The sequence below is a fragment of the Haloparvum alkalitolerans genome (assembly GCF_055381565.1).
The window spans coordinates 583,321-600,052 of sequence record NZ_AP043938.1; the positions used below are offsets into that span (position 1 = coordinate 583,321).

17 protein-coding genes are annotated in these 16,732 nt (G+C 73.0%); 8 read left to right on the plus strand and 9 right to left on the minus strand.

From position 1 onward, the window contains the following. Positions 1 to 153: 153 nt before the first annotated feature. A complete protein-coding gene (locus ACZ432_RS05315) occupies positions 154 to 873 on the minus strand; it encodes a lipoate--protein ligase family protein (RefSeq protein WP_426962867.1) in 720 nt (239 codons plus the stop codon). A gap of 79 nt (positions 874 to 952) precedes the next feature. Here ACZ432_RS05315 and ACZ432_RS05320 point away from each other — a divergent pair, with 79 nt between their 5' ends. Beyond that, positions 953 to 1,864: a DUF8155 domain-containing protein gene (locus ACZ432_RS05320; RefSeq protein WP_426962866.1), complete on the plus strand. Its 912-nt coding sequence runs from the start codon at positions 953 to 955 to the stop codon at positions 1,862 to 1,864. A gap of 203 nt (positions 1,865 to 2,067) precedes the next feature. Here ACZ432_RS05320 and ACZ432_RS05325 read toward each other — a convergent pair whose 3' ends face one another. Then, complete coding sequence (locus ACZ432_RS05325; protein ID WP_426962865.1) at positions 2,068 to 2,541, minus strand: DUF4385 family protein; 474 nt, start codon at positions 2,539 to 2,541, stop codon at positions 2,068 to 2,070. Between the two features lie 106 nt (positions 2,542 to 2,647). Here ACZ432_RS05325 and ACZ432_RS05330 point away from each other — a divergent pair, with 106 nt between their 5' ends. Then, positions 2,648 to 3,109, plus strand: a complete 462-nt coding sequence (locus tag ACZ432_RS05330) for a PaaI family thioesterase (protein WP_426962864.1) — start codon at positions 2,648 to 2,650, stop codon at positions 3,107 to 3,109. A gap of 25 nt (positions 3,110 to 3,134) precedes the next feature. Here the strand turns inward: ACZ432_RS05330 and ACZ432_RS05335 are convergent, their stop codons facing one another. From ACZ432_RS05335 to ACZ432_RS05345, 3 genes are all read right to left on the minus strand, one after another. Then, the gene (locus ACZ432_RS05335) at positions 3,135 to 5,111 is read right to left on the minus strand and encodes a molybdopterin biosynthesis protein (RefSeq protein WP_426962863.1); all 1,977 of its coding nucleotides are present in this window, start codon (positions 5,109 to 5,111) and stop codon (positions 3,135 to 3,137) included. Continuing rightward, the gene (locus ACZ432_RS05340; RefSeq protein ID WP_426962862.1) at positions 5,108 to 6,358 is read right to left on the minus strand and encodes a molybdopterin molybdotransferase MoeA; all 1,251 of its coding nucleotides are present in this window, start codon (positions 6,356 to 6,358) and stop codon (positions 5,108 to 5,110) included. The genes ACZ432_RS05335 and ACZ432_RS05340 overlap by 4 nt, the downstream gene beginning before the upstream one ends. Before the next feature lie 77 nt (positions 6,359 to 6,435). Beyond that, entirely contained in the window at positions 6,436 to 8,271 is a 1,836-nt protein-coding gene (locus tag ACZ432_RS05345; protein ID WP_426962861.1) for a site-2 protease family protein, read from the minus strand. Positions 8,272 to 8,427: 156 nt separating this feature from the next. Between ACZ432_RS05345 and ACZ432_RS05350 the strand changes: the two genes are divergently transcribed. Together ACZ432_RS05350 and ggt are read left to right on the plus strand one after the other, a co-directional pair. After that, positions 8,428 to 8,661, plus strand: a complete 234-nt coding sequence (locus tag ACZ432_RS05350; RefSeq protein WP_426962859.1) for a hypothetical protein — start codon at positions 8,428 to 8,430, stop codon at positions 8,659 to 8,661. Positions 8,662 to 8,733: 72 nt separating this feature from the next. Beyond that, complete coding sequence (gene ggt, locus ACZ432_RS05355; RefSeq protein ID WP_426962858.1) at positions 8,734 to 10,365, plus strand: gamma-glutamyltransferase; 1,632 nt, start codon at positions 8,734 to 8,736, stop codon at positions 10,363 to 10,365. Between the two features lie 222 nt (positions 10,366 to 10,587). Here ggt and ACZ432_RS05360 read toward each other — a convergent pair whose 3' ends face one another. The 3 genes from ACZ432_RS05360 to ACZ432_RS05370 all read right to left on the minus strand — a co-directional run bounded on the left by ACZ432_RS05360 (position 10,588) and on the right by ACZ432_RS05370 (position 11,955). Then, the gene (locus tag ACZ432_RS05360) at positions 10,588 to 10,893 is read right to left on the minus strand and encodes a DUF5518 domain-containing protein (protein ID WP_426962857.1); all 306 of its coding nucleotides are present in this window, start codon (positions 10,891 to 10,893) and stop codon (positions 10,588 to 10,590) included. A gap of 82 nt (positions 10,894 to 10,975) precedes the next feature. Further along, positions 10,976 to 11,398, minus strand: coding sequence for a hypothetical protein (locus ACZ432_RS05365; RefSeq protein WP_426962856.1), 423 nt, complete (start codon positions 11,396 to 11,398; stop codon positions 10,976 to 10,978). Next, entirely contained in the window at positions 11,398 to 11,955 is a 558-nt protein-coding gene (locus tag ACZ432_RS05370; RefSeq protein WP_426962855.1) for a DUF2240 family protein, read from the minus strand. The genes ACZ432_RS05365 and ACZ432_RS05370 overlap by 1 nt, the downstream gene beginning before the upstream one ends. 129 nt (positions 11,956 to 12,084) lie before the next feature. Here ACZ432_RS05370 and ACZ432_RS05375 point away from each other — a divergent pair, with 129 nt between their 5' ends. Next, complete coding sequence (locus tag ACZ432_RS05375; protein WP_426962854.1) at positions 12,085 to 12,459, plus strand: 30S ribosomal protein S8e; 375 nt, start codon at positions 12,085 to 12,087, stop codon at positions 12,457 to 12,459. Positions 12,460 to 12,559: 100 nt separating this feature from the next. Here the strand turns inward: ACZ432_RS05375 and ACZ432_RS05380 are convergent, their stop codons facing one another. Further along, on the minus strand, positions 12,560 to 13,126 hold the full coding sequence (locus ACZ432_RS05380) for a hypothetical protein (protein WP_426962853.1): 567 nt from the start codon (positions 13,124 to 13,126) through the stop codon (positions 12,560 to 12,562). A 305-nt stretch (positions 13,127 to 13,431) separates the two neighbouring features. Here ACZ432_RS05380 and ACZ432_RS05385 point away from each other — a divergent pair, with 305 nt between their 5' ends. The 3 genes from ACZ432_RS05385 (at position 13,432) to hisS (ending at position 16,644) form a co-directional block, all read left to right on the plus strand. After that, on the plus strand, positions 13,432 to 13,830 hold the full coding sequence (locus ACZ432_RS05385; RefSeq protein WP_426962852.1) for a hypothetical protein: 399 nt from the start codon (positions 13,432 to 13,434) through the stop codon (positions 13,828 to 13,830). Between the two features lie 96 nt (positions 13,831 to 13,926). Beyond that, on the plus strand, positions 13,927 to 14,829 hold the full coding sequence (locus ACZ432_RS05390; RefSeq protein WP_426962851.1) for a Vms1/Ankzf1 family peptidyl-tRNA hydrolase: 903 nt from the start codon (positions 13,927 to 13,929) through the stop codon (positions 14,827 to 14,829). A 498-nt stretch (positions 14,830 to 15,327) separates the two neighbouring features. Next, positions 15,328 to 16,644, plus strand: a complete 1,317-nt coding sequence (hisS, locus tag ACZ432_RS05395) for a histidine--tRNA ligase (protein ID WP_426962850.1) — start codon at positions 15,328 to 15,330, stop codon at positions 16,642 to 16,644. Positions 16,645 to 16,732: the final 88 nt, after the last annotated feature.

Sequence of the window (16,732 nt, forward strand, 5' to 3'; positions counted from 1 at the left end):
AGTAAAAGTACGTCGGATCCGCGGCCGCACGAGAGCCGTCCGCACGGGTCGGCCGTCTGTCCCGGTCGCGACCGGGCTGTTTCTGTCCCAGTCGCCGCCAAGTCGTTTTCCGTCCCCGACGGAGTGGGGGTCCGAACCCCGCGCAGCCGTTCCTTATTTCTCCGTGAGGGCGTCGACCCCAGTGACCACCGCCGGCGTCCCGCCGCCCCACGGCCCCGCCGCGAACGCCGTCTCCAGCGCCCGCGCGACGCGGTCGGGGTCGGACGGCCCGCCCGCCGCGGCGAGGCTCCCGACGCTCTCCGGATCGAAGGTGACGCCGAGGGCGTCGTACACCGGCGTCAGCACCTCCGCGACGGCCGGTTCGTCGCTCGCGACGACGACCAGGCAGCCCGACACGAGCGCGGCGTCCTTCTGGACGCGCTGTGCCAGTCCGGCGACCTTGCCGCCGTCCGCGACCCGGACGGAGTGGTCGCCGGGACAGAAGGACGCCGCCGGCTCGCCGCGCGCCACGTCCGCGCCGAGGTCGCGGAGCGTCTCCAGGAGCGTCTCGGTGGCCGTCGCGTAGCGCTCGTCGAGTCCTTCCCGCATCTCCGCGAGCGGGACCGCGACCGCGAACGCGAGCGTCTCGCCGGTGTACGCGACCGCGCGCCCCCCGACGCTCCGCTCGACCGGCTCGTAGCCGCGCTCCAGCGCCGCCGCTCGCGCCGTCGGGAACCCCTCCTGCCGGGCGTCGCGTCTCCCGAACGCGACCTGTCGATGCGGCGCCCGGACGCGAACCCGGGGGATCCCGTCCGCCGCGGTCGCCGACAGCATCGCGGCCGTCGCCTCGCGGTCGTCGTCCGGCGTCCCGGCCCGACCTCGCACCACGCGCATACGTTCCCTCGGCGGCCGAGCGACAAAAGCCGGTCGGGGACCGACGCCGCTTTGCCGGCCGACCCCCGAGATCCGAGCGATGAGGGTCACGCTGCCGGGCGCGGTGCTGGCGCGCTATCCGCGCTTCTCGCTGTACAACTCGCCGTACCCCGCCCACGACCGCGGAAGCGCGGTGGACCTCTACCCCGCGGGCGACGACGGCCTCTCGCCCGTGGCGGGCGTCGTCCGCGAGACGCGGACCGTCGGCTGTCCGGACCGCTCGTACGCCGCGGAGCGAGACCACCTGATCGTGCTCGACGTCGACCCGGAGTGGGCCGCGGCGGCGGGCGTCGCGGACGGTCTCCTCGCGCGGGTTCTGCACGTCGACCCGGCGGTCGAGCCCGGCGACCGAGTCGCGGTCGGCGACCGCCTCGGTCCGATGGTTCGGTCGGGTTTCTTCGGCCAGTGGGTCGACAGACACGTCCATCTCGGCTTCCGGCCGGCGGACGCGAACCCCCTCCGCGCGAGCGGGTCGCTCCCGGTCGACCTCGGCGTCGACGTGGCGCCGGCCGCGTGGGACGGCACCGGTCGCGTCGTGGAGACGGGACCGACGCACGCGGTGCTCGACGCGCCCGCTCATCCCGCGCCGGGCGAGCGGTTCGCGGCGCTGGCGAGCGACGGGGGCGTCCCGCTCGACGGCGGGTTGCGCCACTACGCGGGCGGCGGCGCGCTCGGAGCGGTCGCCGGCGCGGGAGTCGCCGGCGGTGGGGACGGCACGGAGCTCTCGCTCCTCGGCGAGCCGGTCGGCGTCGCCGACGGCCGCGACGTGCGGTGGAACCGGGTGGCGATACGCGCGAACGGCGAGCCGGCGGCGGGGCTGTCGCTGTTCGCGTCGCGGGAGCGGCTCGGGGCCAAGCTGGTGCTTCCGGAGGCGCCGCTGGCGGTGGGCGACGAGGTCCGCGTCCGGATCGCGCCGACGGACGACCCGGTGCGGTTCGGGGTGGGACGGTAGAGCGAGGGCGCGTCGACCGCGCGAGGGGTGACGGAACCGCCGCTATCGGCGACAGAAATGGCGAACGGCCGGCGCTCGGACGGTCCGCAGGTCAGGTCCCGCGGTCGTCGTGACTCCGCGGCGGTGCGCCGGACGCCCGCCGAGTTCGCCGCGGAGCGCGTCGTCAGGTCACGGGGCGGGTGGCGCGGCATGACTCAAAAGGGTCAGCCCCAGCGCTCCCGGTGCCGGCGCTTCGCCGCGCGGTAGTAGTCGTCCTCGCGCACGCGGTCGAGGTGCGTTTCGAACACCAGCGCCGCCTCGCGCTTGTCGGAATCCGCCCACCGCTGCGGCTCGCGCTCCGTCCCGTCCTCGTCGTACTTCCGCCCGCTCGGATACGTCGCGTAGCGCATCGCCCGCGTGTACCCCATCCGAAGGTACTTGCGCGCCATGTCCATGCCCACGAAGTCCCCGCGCTCGCGGTAGTCGCGGAACTGCTCCTCGATGGCGGTCGCCGCCTCGGCGGCCGTCTCGCGGTCCGCGTACCCCCACAGCGGCAGGAGTTCGGACTTGTACGGCTCGACCTTGAACGCGCCCTCCTCGCCGCGGCCGACGCGGTAGCACTCCGGGCGTTCCCGGAAGTCCACCGCGTACTCCGGACCGTCGTCGCGGGTCGGCAGGTCGGGCCACGCGTCGGACACGCGGGGCGGTACGTGCGGGGCGGCCACGAACGTTGCGGCCGGAAACTCCCCGCCCGTTCGACGCGATTCCCGGAGTTACAAGCCGGCCGACACAGAGGTCAGGGACATGAGTCAGGAGCCCACGGACCTGCCGCCGTTGCCGGACGGCGCGGCGGCGTTCATGGAGGAGCGCATCGAGGCCGAGCACGGCTACCTCTCGTGGCTGAACACGGGCGTCGAGTCGGTCGAGCGCGGCCGGATCGTTCTCACCATCCCCTACGACGACAAACTCACGAACAGCGACGGGGAGACGATCCACGGCGGCGTGGCAGCGACGCTCGTCGACACCGCCGGCGGGCTGGTCCAGCGGACGGCGTTCCCGGACCCCCTCGACGGCGGCGTCGCGACGGTGAACCTCAACGTGAACTACCTCAGACCGGCGACCGGCGACCTCCGGGCGGAGGCCGAGGTGGTCCGCGCTGGCGGCTCCATCGGCGTCAGCGACATGCGCGTCACCAGCACCGCGAACGGCGAGACGCGCGAGGTGGTCGTCGGGCAGGGGTCGTTCCGGCTGTTCCGGGAGGACTGAGAGGAGGGCCGGACGGCGCCGCCGGTCAGCGCCCGAAGCCGGGAAGGTCGTCGAGAACCGCGTCCGAGTTCTCGACCGCGTCCCGGAGGGCGTCGAGGCCGGGTTCGCCGACGCGGTCGGGGTTGGCGTGGACCCGCACGTCCTGTTCGCCGAGCGGGACGAAGCCGAGCCCGAGCCGCTCCGCGGTCGCCCGGAGGCCGACGCCGGCGTCCGCGTCGCCCGCTGCCACCTTTCTGGCGGGGCTCTCGTAGGCACGGACCGCGAAGCCGAAGCCGTCGACCGCCTCGGTCACCTCGCGGCGCTCGACGCCGCGCTCCTCCGCGAGCGCGGCGAGTTCGTTCGCGAGACTGGTTCTGAGTCCCGAGTCGGTCGTCCGGTTGACGAACCGGAGGTCGCGGTCGACCAGGTCCGCGAGTCCGGTCACGTCGTCGGGGTTGCCGGCGGGGACGACGAGTCCCCACTCTCGCGTCCAGCCGCCGAGGTCGACGGCGTCCACCTCGCGCTCGACCGGCCCGGCGGTGACCGCGGCGTCCGGCAGCCCGTCGCGGAGCCTGCGGAGCCCCTCGCGGGAGCCGACCGGGAGGTACCGCGGGCGGTCCACCTCGTCCAGCAGGCGGTTGAGCGCGGGGTCGTCCTCGCCGACGCCGAGCAGGGTCGGCGGGCGCACGTCGGGCGAGAACAGCTGCACCTCGACCGCCTCGCCCTCGTCGAGGTAGTCGGTGTCCGGGTCCACGGCGACGACGCCGTCCGCCTCCACGAGGCTCGTCGTCGCGCCGGACCCCTTGTCGACCGGGTACGCGAGCGGGGCGGCGTCCGGCCGCTCCAGCAGGCCGACGGGCATCAGCCTGAGTCGCCCCTCGCCGTAGCGCTCGCCCGCCGCCATCCGGGCGGTCACGGTCGCGGTCGCCGGCTCCGGCTGCCCCGCCGCCTCCCGGACTGCCGGCGCGACGAACGTCCGGAAGATGGTGAGCGCGGAGACGGGGTAGCCGGGGAGGCCGACGTACGCCGACTCGCCCGCCCGCTCCGCCTCGGGCGACCGGTCGAGGCGCCCGATCAGCATCGGCTTGCCGGGCTTGACCGCGACCCCGTGGAGCAGCAGGTCGCCCCGCTCCTCGATGACGCGGTAGATCACGTCGACCGCGCTCGCGGAGGTCGACCCCGACGACAACACGAGGTCGCACTCGTCGGCCGCCTGCGTCAGCAGGCGCTCCATCTCCGCGTAGTCGTCGCCGGCGTGCGGGTAGAGCTTCGCCTCGCCGCCGGCCTCCTCGACGCCCGCGGCGATCGTCGTCGAGTTCACGTCGTAGATCTGTCCGCGCGCGGAGTCGAGTTCCTCGCCCAGCCGGACCAACTCGTCGCCGGTCGAGACGATGCCGACCGTCGGCTTCCCGCGGACCGGCACCGCCTCGCGCCCGAGGGCGGACAGCAGGCCGATCTCCCGCGGCGTGAGTCGCGTGCCGGGGCCGAGCGCGCGGGCGCCGGCCGCCACGTCCGCGCCCGCGACCATCACGTGGTCGCCGGGCGCGACCGAGGTGCGGAAGGCGATCCTGTCTGCCGTCCCGTCGTCTCCGTCCGCTTCTCCGTCGCCGCCGTCCGCGCCGTCGCCGCTCGCCGCCTCCCTCACCTCGTCGGTCCGCTCGACCATCACCACGGCGTCGGCGCCCGGCGGCATCACCGCGCCCGTGGATATCTCGGCGCAGGTGCCGGGGTCGACGGTCACGTCCGGCTCCGCCCCAGCGTGGACCGCGCCGATCAGGTCGAGTTCGACCGGGTCCGCCTCGTCGGCGCCGAACGTGTCGCGGGCCCGCACCGCGTAGCCGTCCATCGACGCGCGGTCGAAGCCCGGCACGTCGAGGTCGGCGTCGATCCGCTCCGCGAGGACGCGGCCGCGGGCGTCCGCGAGCGGGACCGACTCCGGCTCGGGAGCGAGGTCCAGCGAGTCGATGACCTCGCGGGCCGCCGCCGGCTCCGCGAGGTCGCGGAACTCCTTGCGCTCGCTCATTCGGTCGCCTCCCAGATCTGTACGTCGACCGCTTCGCCGGCGTCGATCCCCTCGCGCCCCTCCGGGACGACGACCCAGCCGTCCGCGAGCGCGACGCTCGAGAGGACGCCGGAGCCGCTGGCGCGGGTCGGCGCCGCGGTCGTCGCGTCCCCGTCCTCGCTCAGCCGCACTCGCGCGAACGTCCGCGTCCCGGGCTCGCTGGCGATCTTCCTGTCGAGCGTCGCGCGCCTGGTCGGGTGCGGCGGCGCCTCGGTCCCCGCGACCGCCGCCACGACCGGCCGCAGGAACTGGACCGCGTTGACGATGCAGGCGACGGGGTAGCCGGGGAGACAGACGACCGGCGTCCCGTCCGCGACCCCGAGACACACCGGGTGGCCGGGCTTGAGCGCGACGCCGTGGACGAGCACCTCGCCGACCGCGTCGAGCACCTCGGGGATCAGGTCGCGCTCGCCGACGGAGGAGCCGCCGGTCGTCACGACCACGTCGGCGTCGAGGTCGCGCTCGACCGCCGCGCGCAGGGCGTCCTCGTCGTCGGTGACCACGTCCCGGTAGCGCGTCTCGGCCCCCCACCGCTCGGCCATCCGGGCGACGGTGAGTCCGTTCGTCTCGATCACCTCGCCCGGACCGGGGTCGGACTGGACCAGCTCCTCGCCGGTGGGGATCACGGCGACCTCGGGGGCCTCGTAGACCGGGACCTCGGTCAGCCCGACCGACTTCAGCAGGCCCAGGTCCGAGGGCCGGAGCCGGTGGCCGGGTTCGTAGAGACGCTGGCCCTCGGCCACGTCCTCGCCGGCCGGCCCGACGTTCTCCCCCTCGGCGACCGCGTCGAACGTCTCCACGTCGCCGCCGACCTCCTCTACTTCCTCGATCATCACGACGGCGTCGGCGCCCTCCGGGAGCGCGCTTCCGGTGTGGACGCGGGCGGCTTCGCCCGGACCGACCGCGGCGTCGTCGCCTCCGGGAGCCTCGGAGCCCGCGCCGCCCGTTCGGCGGAGCACCTCCGGCGAGCGCCCGGACGCCCCGAAGGTGTCCCGTGCGCGAACGGCGTAGCCGTCCATCGCGGCGCGGTCGTAGCCCGGCACCGGCGCCGGGGCCTCGACCGGCTCCGCGACGACGTGCCGGTCGGCGTCCGCGAGCGGGACCGTCTCGACGCGCCCGTGGGGCGTCGCCGCGCCCAGCAGCGTCTCGCGGGCGTCCGCGACTCGGGTCCGGTCCTTGAACCCGGTCTCGTGTCTGTCGTGGCTCATGCGTGGCGGTTCCGGGCCCGACGGCAAAAACCCCGCCGACCGCGTCGGACTGGCCTCCGGTAGCACCCGCGAGCCGGCTACGACAGCACCTGCGGGCCGAACAGCATCACCAGCAGCGCGACCAGCATCGTCAGTCCGACGCTGACCGTGATCGACCGCGTCAGCGCGGGACGTGCCTCGACCGGGAGACGGGAGACGACCGCCTCGGTCGCGGTGCGGAGGATCCGCCCGCCGTCCAGCGGGAACGCCGGGACGCAGTTGAAGATGGCGAGCTGGAGGTTGATCCAGCCGGTCCAGAACAGCAGGTTCGCGGCGAGGAACACCCCGCCGTCGCCCAGCGCCGACAGCGGACCGGTCACCTCGTAGAAGGCGGAGTTGCTCCCGACGAACCCCGCGAAGTTGTACTGGATGCTCGGGTCGACGACCGCGAGGAACGGGAGGACCGTGACGAGCAGCAGCGTGCCCAGCAGGCCGCCCCCGGCCTCGCCGCTCAGCAGGGAGAGGTAGTAGTCCGCGGGGTAGCCCGTCATCCCGAGGCTGTCCACGCTCACGCCCGAGACGCCCGGCGTGGCGAAGATGCCGAGGAACGCGCCGCCGTCCTCCTCGTGCGTGCCGAGCTCCACGGCGTAGTTCGTCCACTCGTAGCCGCCCTCGCCGTCGCCCGCCGTCCGGTACGCCTGTACGGTGACCTCCTCGCCCGGTTCGCGCGCGTCGAGCGCGGCGGTCAGGTCGTCGTTGTCGACGACGCGCTCGCCGTCGACCGACGTGACGACGAGATGGTCGCCGGCGGGCGCGCCCGCCGCCTGGAACGGCCCCTCTTCCGCGACCGCGACGAGCGCGCCGGCCGGCGCGGTGACCGTCTCCCCGTCGGCCGTCTCAAGCGTCACCACGGGATCGTCGGCGGCGGCGATGGCCTCACGCAGGCCGCCCTCCGTGCGGACCGCGGTGCCGTCGACCGCCACCACGGTGTCGTTGACGCTGACGCCGGCCGCGGACGCGCCGTCGCCGGCTCCTCCGCCGGACCCGTTCGACGGCGCGGCGAACGGCGATGTCTCCGCGACGCTGGTCACGAGCAGTTCGCGCTCGACCTCCGTCGTCGTGCCGTCGGAGAGTTCGACGGCGACGGTCTCCGCGTCGGTCGTCTCGAGCCGCTCGGAGAGGTCGGAGGCGTTCGCGACCGGCTCTCCCTCCAGCGCGACGATGCGGTCCCCGGCGCCGATGCCGGCGTCGGCGGCCGGCGAGCCGGGGTAGGTTCCGCCGACCGCGGCGCCAGGCGCGACGGAGATGGCGCCCGCGACCGGGCCGAAAAGCAGCGCGAACGCCAGCGCGACGACGACGAAGTTGGCGGTGACGCCGGCGGCGAACATCCGGGTGCGGCCGCCGCGGTCGACCTCCTTCGTGGACTCCTCGTCCGGTTCGACGAAGGCGCCGATGGGGATCAGCGTGAGCAGCGCGACGCCCATCGAGTCGATCTCGATCCCCTCGACGCGGCAGAGCAGGCCGTGGGCGCCCTCGTGGACCACCAGCGCGACCAGCAGGCCGACCACGATCTCGGCCGCCACCGTCAGCGGGAGGAACTCGTTGACGCCGGGGATGATCAGCACGTTCTGCGGCGTGTTGATCCCGGTCGGGGCCGGCGGGTTCGCCACGATCGAGACCGCGTTGGCGACGAGGAGCACGAACATCCCCGCCATGATCACCAGCGCGGCGCCGACGCCGACGTTGGCGACCGCGCGCCACAGTCGCTTCGGGCCCGCGAGGCGGTCGAGCAGCGCACGCCCCCGCTTCGTGTGGATCGTCGTCAGCGGGCCGGAGACGCGGACCGCGTCCGGGAGGTACCCCCGGTTGCGCAGCCACATCGCGGCCGCGGTGTACGCGAGGATCCCGAGCAGGATCCACTGCAGGGTATTCATTGTCCGCGGTTCGGGTGCGTTCCGGGTAAGCCGTTCGGTTCCCGGAGTTTCGACTCGAACCGACCGCGCCGGGCGCACGGGTCGCGGCTCCCGAGGGGGACGCGCCGGTCCCGGCAGGTATCAACACACAAGTACCCGCCCCCCGAACGGCGGTGCATGAACGCGCTTCTGGACTTCGTGGTTCGCGTGGTCGGCGACGTGGGGCGTCTCGGCGGCGTCTTCGTCGAGCAGGTGCTGACGAACGGCGACCCGATCTCGATCGCCGTGTTCGTCGTCGGTCAGCTGTTCATGGTCGGGGCCATCGCGGCGCTCGGATACGCCGCACTCGGCGCCCTGCTCTCGGAGATCGGCGTGGACCTTCCGGCGCTCGGCGCCGGCGCCGCGGAGTAGTCAGCGGGCCGGCAAGGGGCAAGTCAGTCCCGTTACCCGCCTCTTTTGACGACGCTGTCCGAACCGGGAGCCATGGATCCAGACCTGGACCGGTTCAACTCGCGCCGGTCGACCGTCTACGGCCAGCGCGGCGTCGTCTCGACGAGTCAGCCGCTCGCCTCGCAGGCGGGCATCGAGACGCTGCGCGACGGCGGTAACGCCTTCGACGCCGCGGTGGCGACCGCGGCCGCGCTCAACGTCGTCGAGCCCACCTCGACGGGGCTTGGCGGCGACGTGTTCGCGCTGTACAAAACGGCCGACGGCGAAGTCGGAGCGATGCGCGCCTGCGGCGGCGCCCCCGCGGACGCCACGCTGGAGAACGTCCGCGAGGCGGTCGCGCAGGACCCCGACGCCGACGCCGACGACCCGGCCGACGCGGAGATGCCGGACACCGGCCCGCTCGCGGTGACGGTCCCCGGCACCGCCCGCGGGTGGGAGGCGACGGCGGAGGAGCTCGGGACGAAGGACCTCGGCGAACTGCTCCAGCCCGCGATCCGGTACGCGACCGAGGGGTACCCGGTCTCGGAGGTCGTCTCGGCGCAGTGGCAGCACGGCGAGGAGCTGTTCGAGACGCCAAACGCCCGCGAGGCGTTCCTGTTCGACGGCGAGGCCCCGGAGACGGGCCAGACCGTGCGCCTGCCGAAGCTCGGCGCCTCGATGGAGACGATCGCCGAGGAGGGCGCGGACGCCGTCTACGAGGGCGAGATCGCGGAGGCCATCGCCGACGAGGTGCAGGAACAGGGCGGCTTCATGACCGTCGACGACCTCGCCGCCTTCGAGGTCGAGTGGCCGGAGCCGGTCTCGACGACGTACAACGGCGCCGAGGTGTACGAGCTCCCGCCGAACAACCAGGGGCTCATCGCGCTGGAGGCGCTCAACGTCGCCGAGCAGTTGGGCGCCGGCGAGTACGACTACGACTCCGCGGAGCGCGTCCACTACTTCTCGGAGGCGCTGAAGGTCGCGTTCCACGACGGCCACCGCTACATCACCGACCCCGACTACGAGGACCACCCGCCGCTCGCGTCCGAGGCGTGGGCCGAGAAGCGCGCCGCGGAGGTCGGTCCGGAGGCGAACCACGACGTGAGCTTCGGCGTCCCGAACGCGGGCGACGCGGAGGACGCGGACACGGTCCTGCTCACCGTGGCGGACGACGAGGGCAACGTCGTCTCGTTCATCAACTCCCGGTTCGCCGGCTTCGGCTCCGGAGTGGTCGCGGGCGACACCGGCATCGCGCTCCAGAACCGCGGCTCCTCGTTCTCGCTGGACGCGGACCACCCCAACCGCATCGAGCCGGGCAAGCGCCCGTTCCACACCCTGATCCCGGGGCTCGTGGAGTTCGACGAGGACGACTGGGCCGCCTTCGGCGTGATGGGCGGCTACATGCAGCCGCAGGGGCACGTGCAGGTGATCAGCAACATCGTGGACTACGGGATGCCCCTCCAGCGCGCGCTCGACGAGCCGCGGTGGCGCTACCGCGAGAGCGGCGAACTCGCGCTCGAACCGCAGTTCGACGACGACGTGGCCGCCAAACTCGTCCGGAAGGGCCACGACGTGCAGGTGCTCTCGCCCGGGCTGTTCGGCGGCGCGCAGATCACCCGCAACGAGGACGGCGTGCTCTCCGGCGCGACCGAACCCCGCAAGGACGGCAACGCGCAGGGGTACTGACCGGCCGCGTCGCTGGCGGGGATTTTTCTGTCGCTACAGGATTTCCGTGGATGGGGGCCTTCTGTAACTGCGGTCCTTCTGTAACTGCGGGCCTTCTGTAACTGCGGGCCTTCTGTAACTGCGGGCCTTCTGTAACTGCGGGCCTTCTGTAACTGCGGGCCTTCTGTAACTGCGGGCCTTCTGTAACTGCGCCGGCCGAGACCGCGGCCCTCGCCCGCCCGATCAGTCCACGTCGCGGAGCCCCTCGCCGACGATGCCGCCGAAGTAGCCGCAGACGGCGAAGTAGACGACCGCGACCGCCGCCAGCACCGGGAGCGAGATGGGCCAGTCGATGCCGATGACGGCGGCGGGGATGGTGATCCCGGGGACCGACGCGAGCGCGCCGGAGAGCGCGCCGACCTGCCAGCCCGCGCGGTCGCCGTCGTGGAGGTACGCCGCGACCGTGCCGCCGACCGCCGGCGAGAAGGGGACGAACACGAGGGGGACGGTGATCGCGGCGCCCACGCCCGCGCTCGGAAGCGTGTCCATGCGCCTCCTCCGCGGTCGAGGGACAAAACTCCGGCGCGACGCGCCGACGCGGGAGCGGGGCGGCCGCGGCCGGCCGGCGCCCTTACTCGGGGTTCGACTCGTCCGCCGCGAGAACGCGCTTGAAGACCGGCAGGACCCACTTCACCTGCGCGCCGTCCTCCACGAAGACGAGCGTGCGCGGCGGCCGGACCGCCTTCGGCCTGACGCGGAGGCCCTCCTCCGCAGCCGCCTCCGCAGCCGCGTCGGGAGCGGCGAGGAACTCGACGCGCGCGCGGTCCGACTGGACGTACACCTCCGCGAGCGGGGGCTCATCCCGTCCGGCGTCGTCGTCCGGTCCGTCCTCGGTCCGGCGGACCGCGTACGCCAGCGCGCCGTCCGCGGTCGGCTCCACGTCGGGGTCGGCGTCGGTGACCGTCAGGTCGCGGAGCCGGCCCTCGTTCCCCTCGATCTCGGAGGCGAGCAGCTGAGCGATCCGGACGCCGTCGTCGAGGCGCTCGTCGACCATCAGGCGGCCTCCCCGCCGGCGTCCTCGGAACGGTCGTCGACCCCCTCGCCGGTTCCGCCGTCGGCCCTCTCGCTCGCTTCGTCGCCGACCTCCCCGCTCGCCTCCGCGCCGTCCGCGAGCAGTTCCTCGCGGACGGTCCCGGCCAACGCCCCCACGTCGACGTCGTGCTCGCGGGCGTACACGACCGCGGCGGCCTCGAGGGTGATCGCCAGCGTGCGCTGGCGCTCGTTGATCGCCGCGACCGCTTCCTGCTTGTCGATGCCGGCGGCGACGACGGCGTCGAGCGCGCGCTCGAACGTCGACTGCTCGCGGAGGATCGACTCGTCGGGGACGAAGTTCTCGGGGACCGACGCCTCGCCGGGGTCGAACTGCGGGACGAGGTCGCCGTCCTCGACCGCGACCAGCCCGCGGCCCTGCGCCACGTCGACGAGGCGCTTGGCCTGATCGGGGGAGAACCAGTCGCGGTCCAGCGAGAGCGCGACCACGAACTCCCCCTCGCCGAGCCGGTCCTTGCCGGACTGGCGGAACGGGACGGCGACGGCGGCCTCCAGACTCATGTCCGCACGACCGGCGCGGACGCCGGTAAACGTATCGAAGCGGCCGGCCGGAACCGCCGGCGGTGCGGGATAGGGGGCCACAGCCCCGAGTCGAACGGTTCAAGTATTCGCTCGCCGTTCGCTGTACGTATGAAGGACCAGGGACGCTCCAAGCGGAAGCGAACCGGCGGCCGACTGAAGCACTCCAGCGACAAGAAGCGCCACCAGCTCGGCCGCGAGGCGACCGAGACGACGCTCGGCGAGCCGCGCCTCCAGTACATCGACTCCCGCGGCACCGGCAGCAAGGTCAGCGCGCTCTCGACCAACCTCGCGCAGGTCACCGTCGACGGCGAGACGGTCTCCGCGGAGATCGAGGACGTCGTCGACAACCCCGCGAACGTCAACTACGCCCGCCGGAACATCATCACGAAGGGCGCCATCATCGAGACCACCGAGGGCCGCGCCCGCGTCACCTCGCGTCCCGGTCAGACCGGACAGGTCAACGCCGTCGCCGTCGAGGAGTAACGGTCCCGTTCTTCCGATTTTTCTCCGCGCCGACAGCGGTGCCGCGGGCCGTGGCCGTCCACCGGAGATGATCCTCCGAGGCTACCGATCCGCCCCTCGATCAGTCGATGAACAGGTCCGTCCCCGGGAGCGCGGACGCCGCCGCCGGCAGCGCCGCGAACCAGTCGGCGTCGAACACCGTCGCCTCCCCGGACGCGATCCGGAGCGGCTCCGCCGCCGTCGGCTCGGGCTCGGCTCGGAATACCACGAACCGTCGCGACGCGGTCGCCTCCCCGTCCGGCGTGACGAGGTCGATCCCCCACACTCCCTCGACCGCGTCGAGAGTCCCGGCGACGCCGGTCGCCGCGAGCGCGCGCCGTGCTGCCGCGGCGTAGTCGTCGTTCGCCGCCACCGTCTCGACCGGGAGTTTCCACGCGCAGTCCGCGGTCGCTTTCCGAAGCAGAGCGCGACCGTCCTCGTCCTGGATGCCGACGACGGCCATGTCGTCGTGCGTCGCGAGCTCCGCGACCGCTCCGCGATCGGCGGTCTCGGTCTCCACGTGAAACGGGACGTCACGCTCGCGGAGGACGGAGAGGTCGGTGAAGGCGTCGGGAACGGAGTCCGGTTCGGCGGTCGCCGCATCGTCGCTCGCCGCATCGTCGGTACGCGGAGATCGGTCCTGTGTCATGAGTGGCTCCGCCGCCGTCAGGTCCGGCCACGAGAATCGGACGCGCCGACCGGCCCCGTGATCCCGGGCTCACGAGCGGTGATACCCCGATATCGGCTCCGCGACCAAGAGCCCGGCGATTTATTTCCAGGTTATTGATCTACGTAAGAATTCGGAGCGGAGGGACAAAAATCCATCGCCGCGTGCCGGCCGACACGCGCCGGTGGCCGGCCGCTCCGGGCCGGGACGCGGCCGTCGGACGGTAGGTGCCGCGCCTCGCGCCGCCGTCTAAAGGTATTTCCCCGCGCGTCCCCGACGAGTCGCCAATGCGGATGGAACTGCGGGTGTGCAAGCACTGCTACGACGGTTCGCACGGCAACGACCACAAGACCGCGGTCACCCGGGACATGGTCAAGTGCGCGGAGCGGATCCGCGAGTACAAGGATCTCATCGGGATCGACTCGCTGTACATCACCTACGTGAAGGAGGGCGACACCGGCGGCGCGGAGGCGCTGCCCGCCATCGTCGCCTCCATCGAGGGCAAACAGATCCAGCTGTCGGACACCCAGCTCGTGATGGAGGACGAGGAGGAGAACATGCTCGTCTACCCCGAGGTCGAGGACATCCTCGAGGTGCTCACCCGGAACATCGACCAGATCGAGAACCAGACCCGCAACGAGGTCGGCGTCGACCTGTCCGACGAGACGCTGGAACTCGTCGGGTGACGCGCGGCGCCGCGCGTCGCCGACGCGGGCGCTCGCGCACCGCCGCCGTCCCGCCGACGCCTACCTTTTAAGCGCGAGCGCCGCCCGAGGGGCGGTATGCTCGACAGGCTGCTCGGCCGCGCCTCGCTGAAGGAGCGCATCGAGGAGTTGGAGGAGGAGAAGCGCCACCTGGAGCGGCGCGCCGAGGCCGAGGAGGAGCGCCGCAGCGAGGCGGTCGCGGACCGCCAGCGCGCGGAGGAGCGCGTCAACCGGCTGGAGGACCGGATCGAGGAGCTGGAGGACCGCGTCGAGCGCGGCGGGGCCGAGGCGGTCGACCTCGAGTTCCGCTGCGTGACCGACGCGAGCGGCGAGCGCGCCGCGGAGATCCTCTCTCGGCTCCGCGGCGTGGAGACGGGGCCCGAGGGCGCGCTGACGGCGTTCGTTCCCGACGAGAACGCGCTGCCGGAGGCGGTCTCCGAGATGCTCGGCGACCGCGCGCCGCTCGCGCGCCGGGCCGCGCCCGCGGTCGTGGTCGCGGACGACGCCGGCCTCGTGAGCGCCGCGCTCCGGCCGCCGCTTTCCCCCGACGAGGCCTTCTGTGAGTGGGACGAGGCCTTCCGGCTGGAGGAGGCGTGGTTCCGCCCGACCGGCCGACTCGGCTTCGGCCTGATCCGCGCGGACACCTTCGCGGTCGGCACCTACGAGGCCGGCGAGCGCGTCGACGTCGAGGGGTTTCACACGGACGTGATGGAGGGCCACTCGAAGGGCGGCTTCTCGCAGGGCCGGTTCGCGCGCCGGCGCGAGGGGCAGATCCACGACCACATCGAGGAGGCCCGCGAGGTGCTCGCGGAGGTCCGCGCGGACGTGGACCGGGTGGTGCTCGTCGGCGAGCGGAGCGTGCTGAGCGAGGTGCGCGATCTGGCGGACGCGACGGACGTGGCCGACGCGACCGGCGACCCGGAGGCCGCCCTGAACGACGCCTTCCGAGACTTCTGGACGACGCGCGTCTACGGGATCTGATCGGGGTACTGGGACACCGCCTATCGTCTTGGTGCCGGAAACTGTGGCGGTGCTGTGCGGTCGGCGCGCGCGAGGAACGCGCGCGAGGGAGCCCGCAGCCGCGGTCGCGTTGCGTTGCGGTCACGCGACCGCGGCTGCGGCGAGGCTGGGGAGGTGTGAGGCTGCGGTGAGGAGCGGTTGCGGTGCTGTTCGGGGTGGGACTGAAAGGGGCAGTCGGCTCGGTCCCGCCCGGACGACGCAAGCACTCGCGTCGGGTGTTGCGGAGAGACGCGAGCGCGCAGCGAGGCCCGGCGGGTCGAGCCGGCTGGGGCTTTCTGGGTGTTGCGGTTCCAAGCAGCAAGATCTGCAACAGAACAAGATTAGTCGTACAGAGAGCCGGTTGGGGCTTTCTGGGTGTTGCTGTCCGATCAGCAGAATTTCCGCATGGAGCCTCCACGCTCCTTCGCGTCTCGCCCCGGAAAGGATGCTTTCAAGCGCCCGGTCGCCGAACCGGGAGGCATGTACGAGGGACTCAAGGGGTTCAGGGAGTTCTACCCCGAGGAGCAGTCCGCCCGCGCCGAGGTCGCCGCCACGCTGGAGGCGGTCGCGGCCCGGTACGGCTTCCGCGAGATCGCCACGCCCGCGCTGGAGCGGACCGAGATGTACGTCGACAAGTCCGGCGAGGAGATCGTCGAGGAGCTCTACCACTTCGAGGACAAGGGCGGCCGCGACGTGGCGATGACGCCGGAGCTCACGCCGACCGTCGCGCGCATGGTCGTCGGGAAGGGCCAGGAGCTGTCGAAGCCGATCAAGTGGGTCTCCACGCGCCCGTTCTGGCGCTACGAGCAGGTCCAGCAGGGCCGGTTCCGGGAGTTCTACCAGACCAACGTCGACGTGTTCGGCTCCGCGGAGCCGGAGGCCGACGCCGAGGTGCTGGCGTTCGCGGCCGACGCGCTCACCGAACTCGGGCTGACCGGCGACGACTTCGAGTTCCGCGTCTCCCACCGCGACATCCTCGGCGGCCTCGTCCGCGCGCTCGCGGACGACCCCGAGGCGGTCGACACCGGGGCCGCGATCCGCGCGGTCGACAAGCGCGCGAAGGTCGGGGACGCGGAGTACCTCGGCCTGCTGTCGGACGCCGGCCTCGACCGCGAGACGGCCCGGGAGTTCGACGACCTGATCGCCGGGGTGGAGACGGTCGACGACCTCGACGCGGTCGCCGAGGCGGGCGGCGACGACGTGACGGCCGCCGTCGAGAACCTGCGAAACGTGCTCGCGGCCGCGGACGACTTCGGTGCCGCCGAGTTCTGTAAGCTGTCGCTGACGACCGCCCGCGGGCTCGACTACTACACCGGCGTCGTCTTCGAGTGCTTCGACTCGACCGGCGAGGTGAGTCGGTCGGTGTTCGGCGGCGGGCGCTACGACGACCTGATCGAGAGCTTCGGCGGCCAGCCGACGCCCGCGGTCGGCGTCGCGCCGGGCCACGAGACGCTCGCGCTGCTGTGCCAGCGCGCCGGCGTCTGGCCCGACGAGGAGCTGACGACCGACTACTTCGTGCTCACCGTGGGCGACACGCGGAGCGAGGCCGCCGCCATCGCGCGCGACCTGCGCGACCTCGGGCACGTCGTGGAGACGGACGTCGCCGACCGGAGCTTCGGCGCCCAGATGGGCTACGCCGACTCCATCAACGCCGAGACCGTCGTCATCGTCGGCGAGCAGGACCTCGCCAACGACGAGGTGACGATAAAGGACATGGGCTCCGGCGACCAGACGACGGTCCCGGTCGACGAGTTCCCCCCGGAGGAGGGGCGACCCACGTACGAGGACTACGAGTAGCGCCGGTCGCTCGCGGTCGACGTCCGGTCTTCAACCGCGGCCGCTTCCGACCGCGCCCGCTACCGACCGCACCCGCTACCGACCCCGC

Excerpts from the sequence above, each read along its gene's own strand:
- ACZ432_RS05380 (WP_426962853.1), bottom strand. The coding sequence starts at position 13,126 with ATGACACAGGACCGATCTCCGCGTACCGACGATGCGGCGAGCGACGAT.
- ACZ432_RS05330 (WP_426962864.1), top strand. The coding sequence starts at position 2,648 with ATGAGTCAGGAGCCCACGGACCTGCCGCCGTTGCCGGACGGCGCGGCG.
- ACZ432_RS05390 (WP_426962851.1), top strand. The coding sequence starts at position 13,927 with ATGCTCGACAGGCTGCTCGGCCGCGCCTCGCTGAAGGAGCGCATCGAG.
- ACZ432_RS05335 (WP_426962863.1), bottom strand. The coding sequence starts at position 5,111 with ATGAGCGAGCGCAAGGAGTTCCGCGACCTCGCGGAGCCGGCGGCGGCC.
- ACZ432_RS05365 (WP_426962856.1), bottom strand. The coding sequence starts at position 11,398 with ATGGTCGACGAGCGCCTCGACGACGGCGTCCGGATCGCTCAGCTGCTC.
- ACZ432_RS05315 (WP_426962867.1), bottom strand. The coding sequence starts at position 873 with ATGCGCGTGGTGCGAGGTCGGGCCGGGACGCCGGACGACGACCGCGAG.
- ACZ432_RS05350 (WP_426962859.1), top strand. The coding sequence starts at position 8,428 with ATGAACGCGCTTCTGGACTTCGTGGTTCGCGTGGTCGGCGACGTGGGG.
- ACZ432_RS05320 (WP_426962866.1), top strand. The coding sequence starts at position 953 with ATGAGGGTCACGCTGCCGGGCGCGGTGCTGGCGCGCTATCCGCGCTTC.
- ACZ432_RS05370 (WP_426962855.1), bottom strand. The coding sequence starts at position 11,955 with ATGAGTCTGGAGGCCGCCGTCGCCGTCCCGTTCCGCCAGTCCGGCAAG.
- ACZ432_RS05345 (WP_426962861.1), bottom strand. The coding sequence starts at position 8,271 with ATGAATACCCTGCAGTGGATCCTGCTCGGGATCCTCGCGTACACCGCG.
- ACZ432_RS05375 (WP_426962854.1), top strand. The coding sequence starts at position 12,085 with ATGAAGGACCAGGGACGCTCCAAGCGGAAGCGAACCGGCGGCCGACTG.
- hisS (WP_426962850.1), top strand. The coding sequence starts at position 15,328 with ATGTACGAGGGACTCAAGGGGTTCAGGGAGTTCTACCCCGAGGAGCAG.
- ACZ432_RS05385 (WP_426962852.1), top strand. The coding sequence starts at position 13,432 with ATGCGGATGGAACTGCGGGTGTGCAAGCACTGCTACGACGGTTCGCAC.
- ggt (WP_426962858.1), top strand. The coding sequence starts at position 8,734 with ATGGATCCAGACCTGGACCGGTTCAACTCGCGCCGGTCGACCGTCTAC.
- ACZ432_RS05360 (WP_426962857.1), bottom strand. The coding sequence starts at position 10,893 with ATGGACACGCTTCCGAGCGCGGGCGTGGGCGCCGCGATCACCGTCCCC.
- ACZ432_RS05340 (WP_426962862.1), bottom strand. The coding sequence starts at position 6,358 with ATGAGCCACGACAGACACGAGACCGGGTTCAAGGACCGGACCCGAGTC.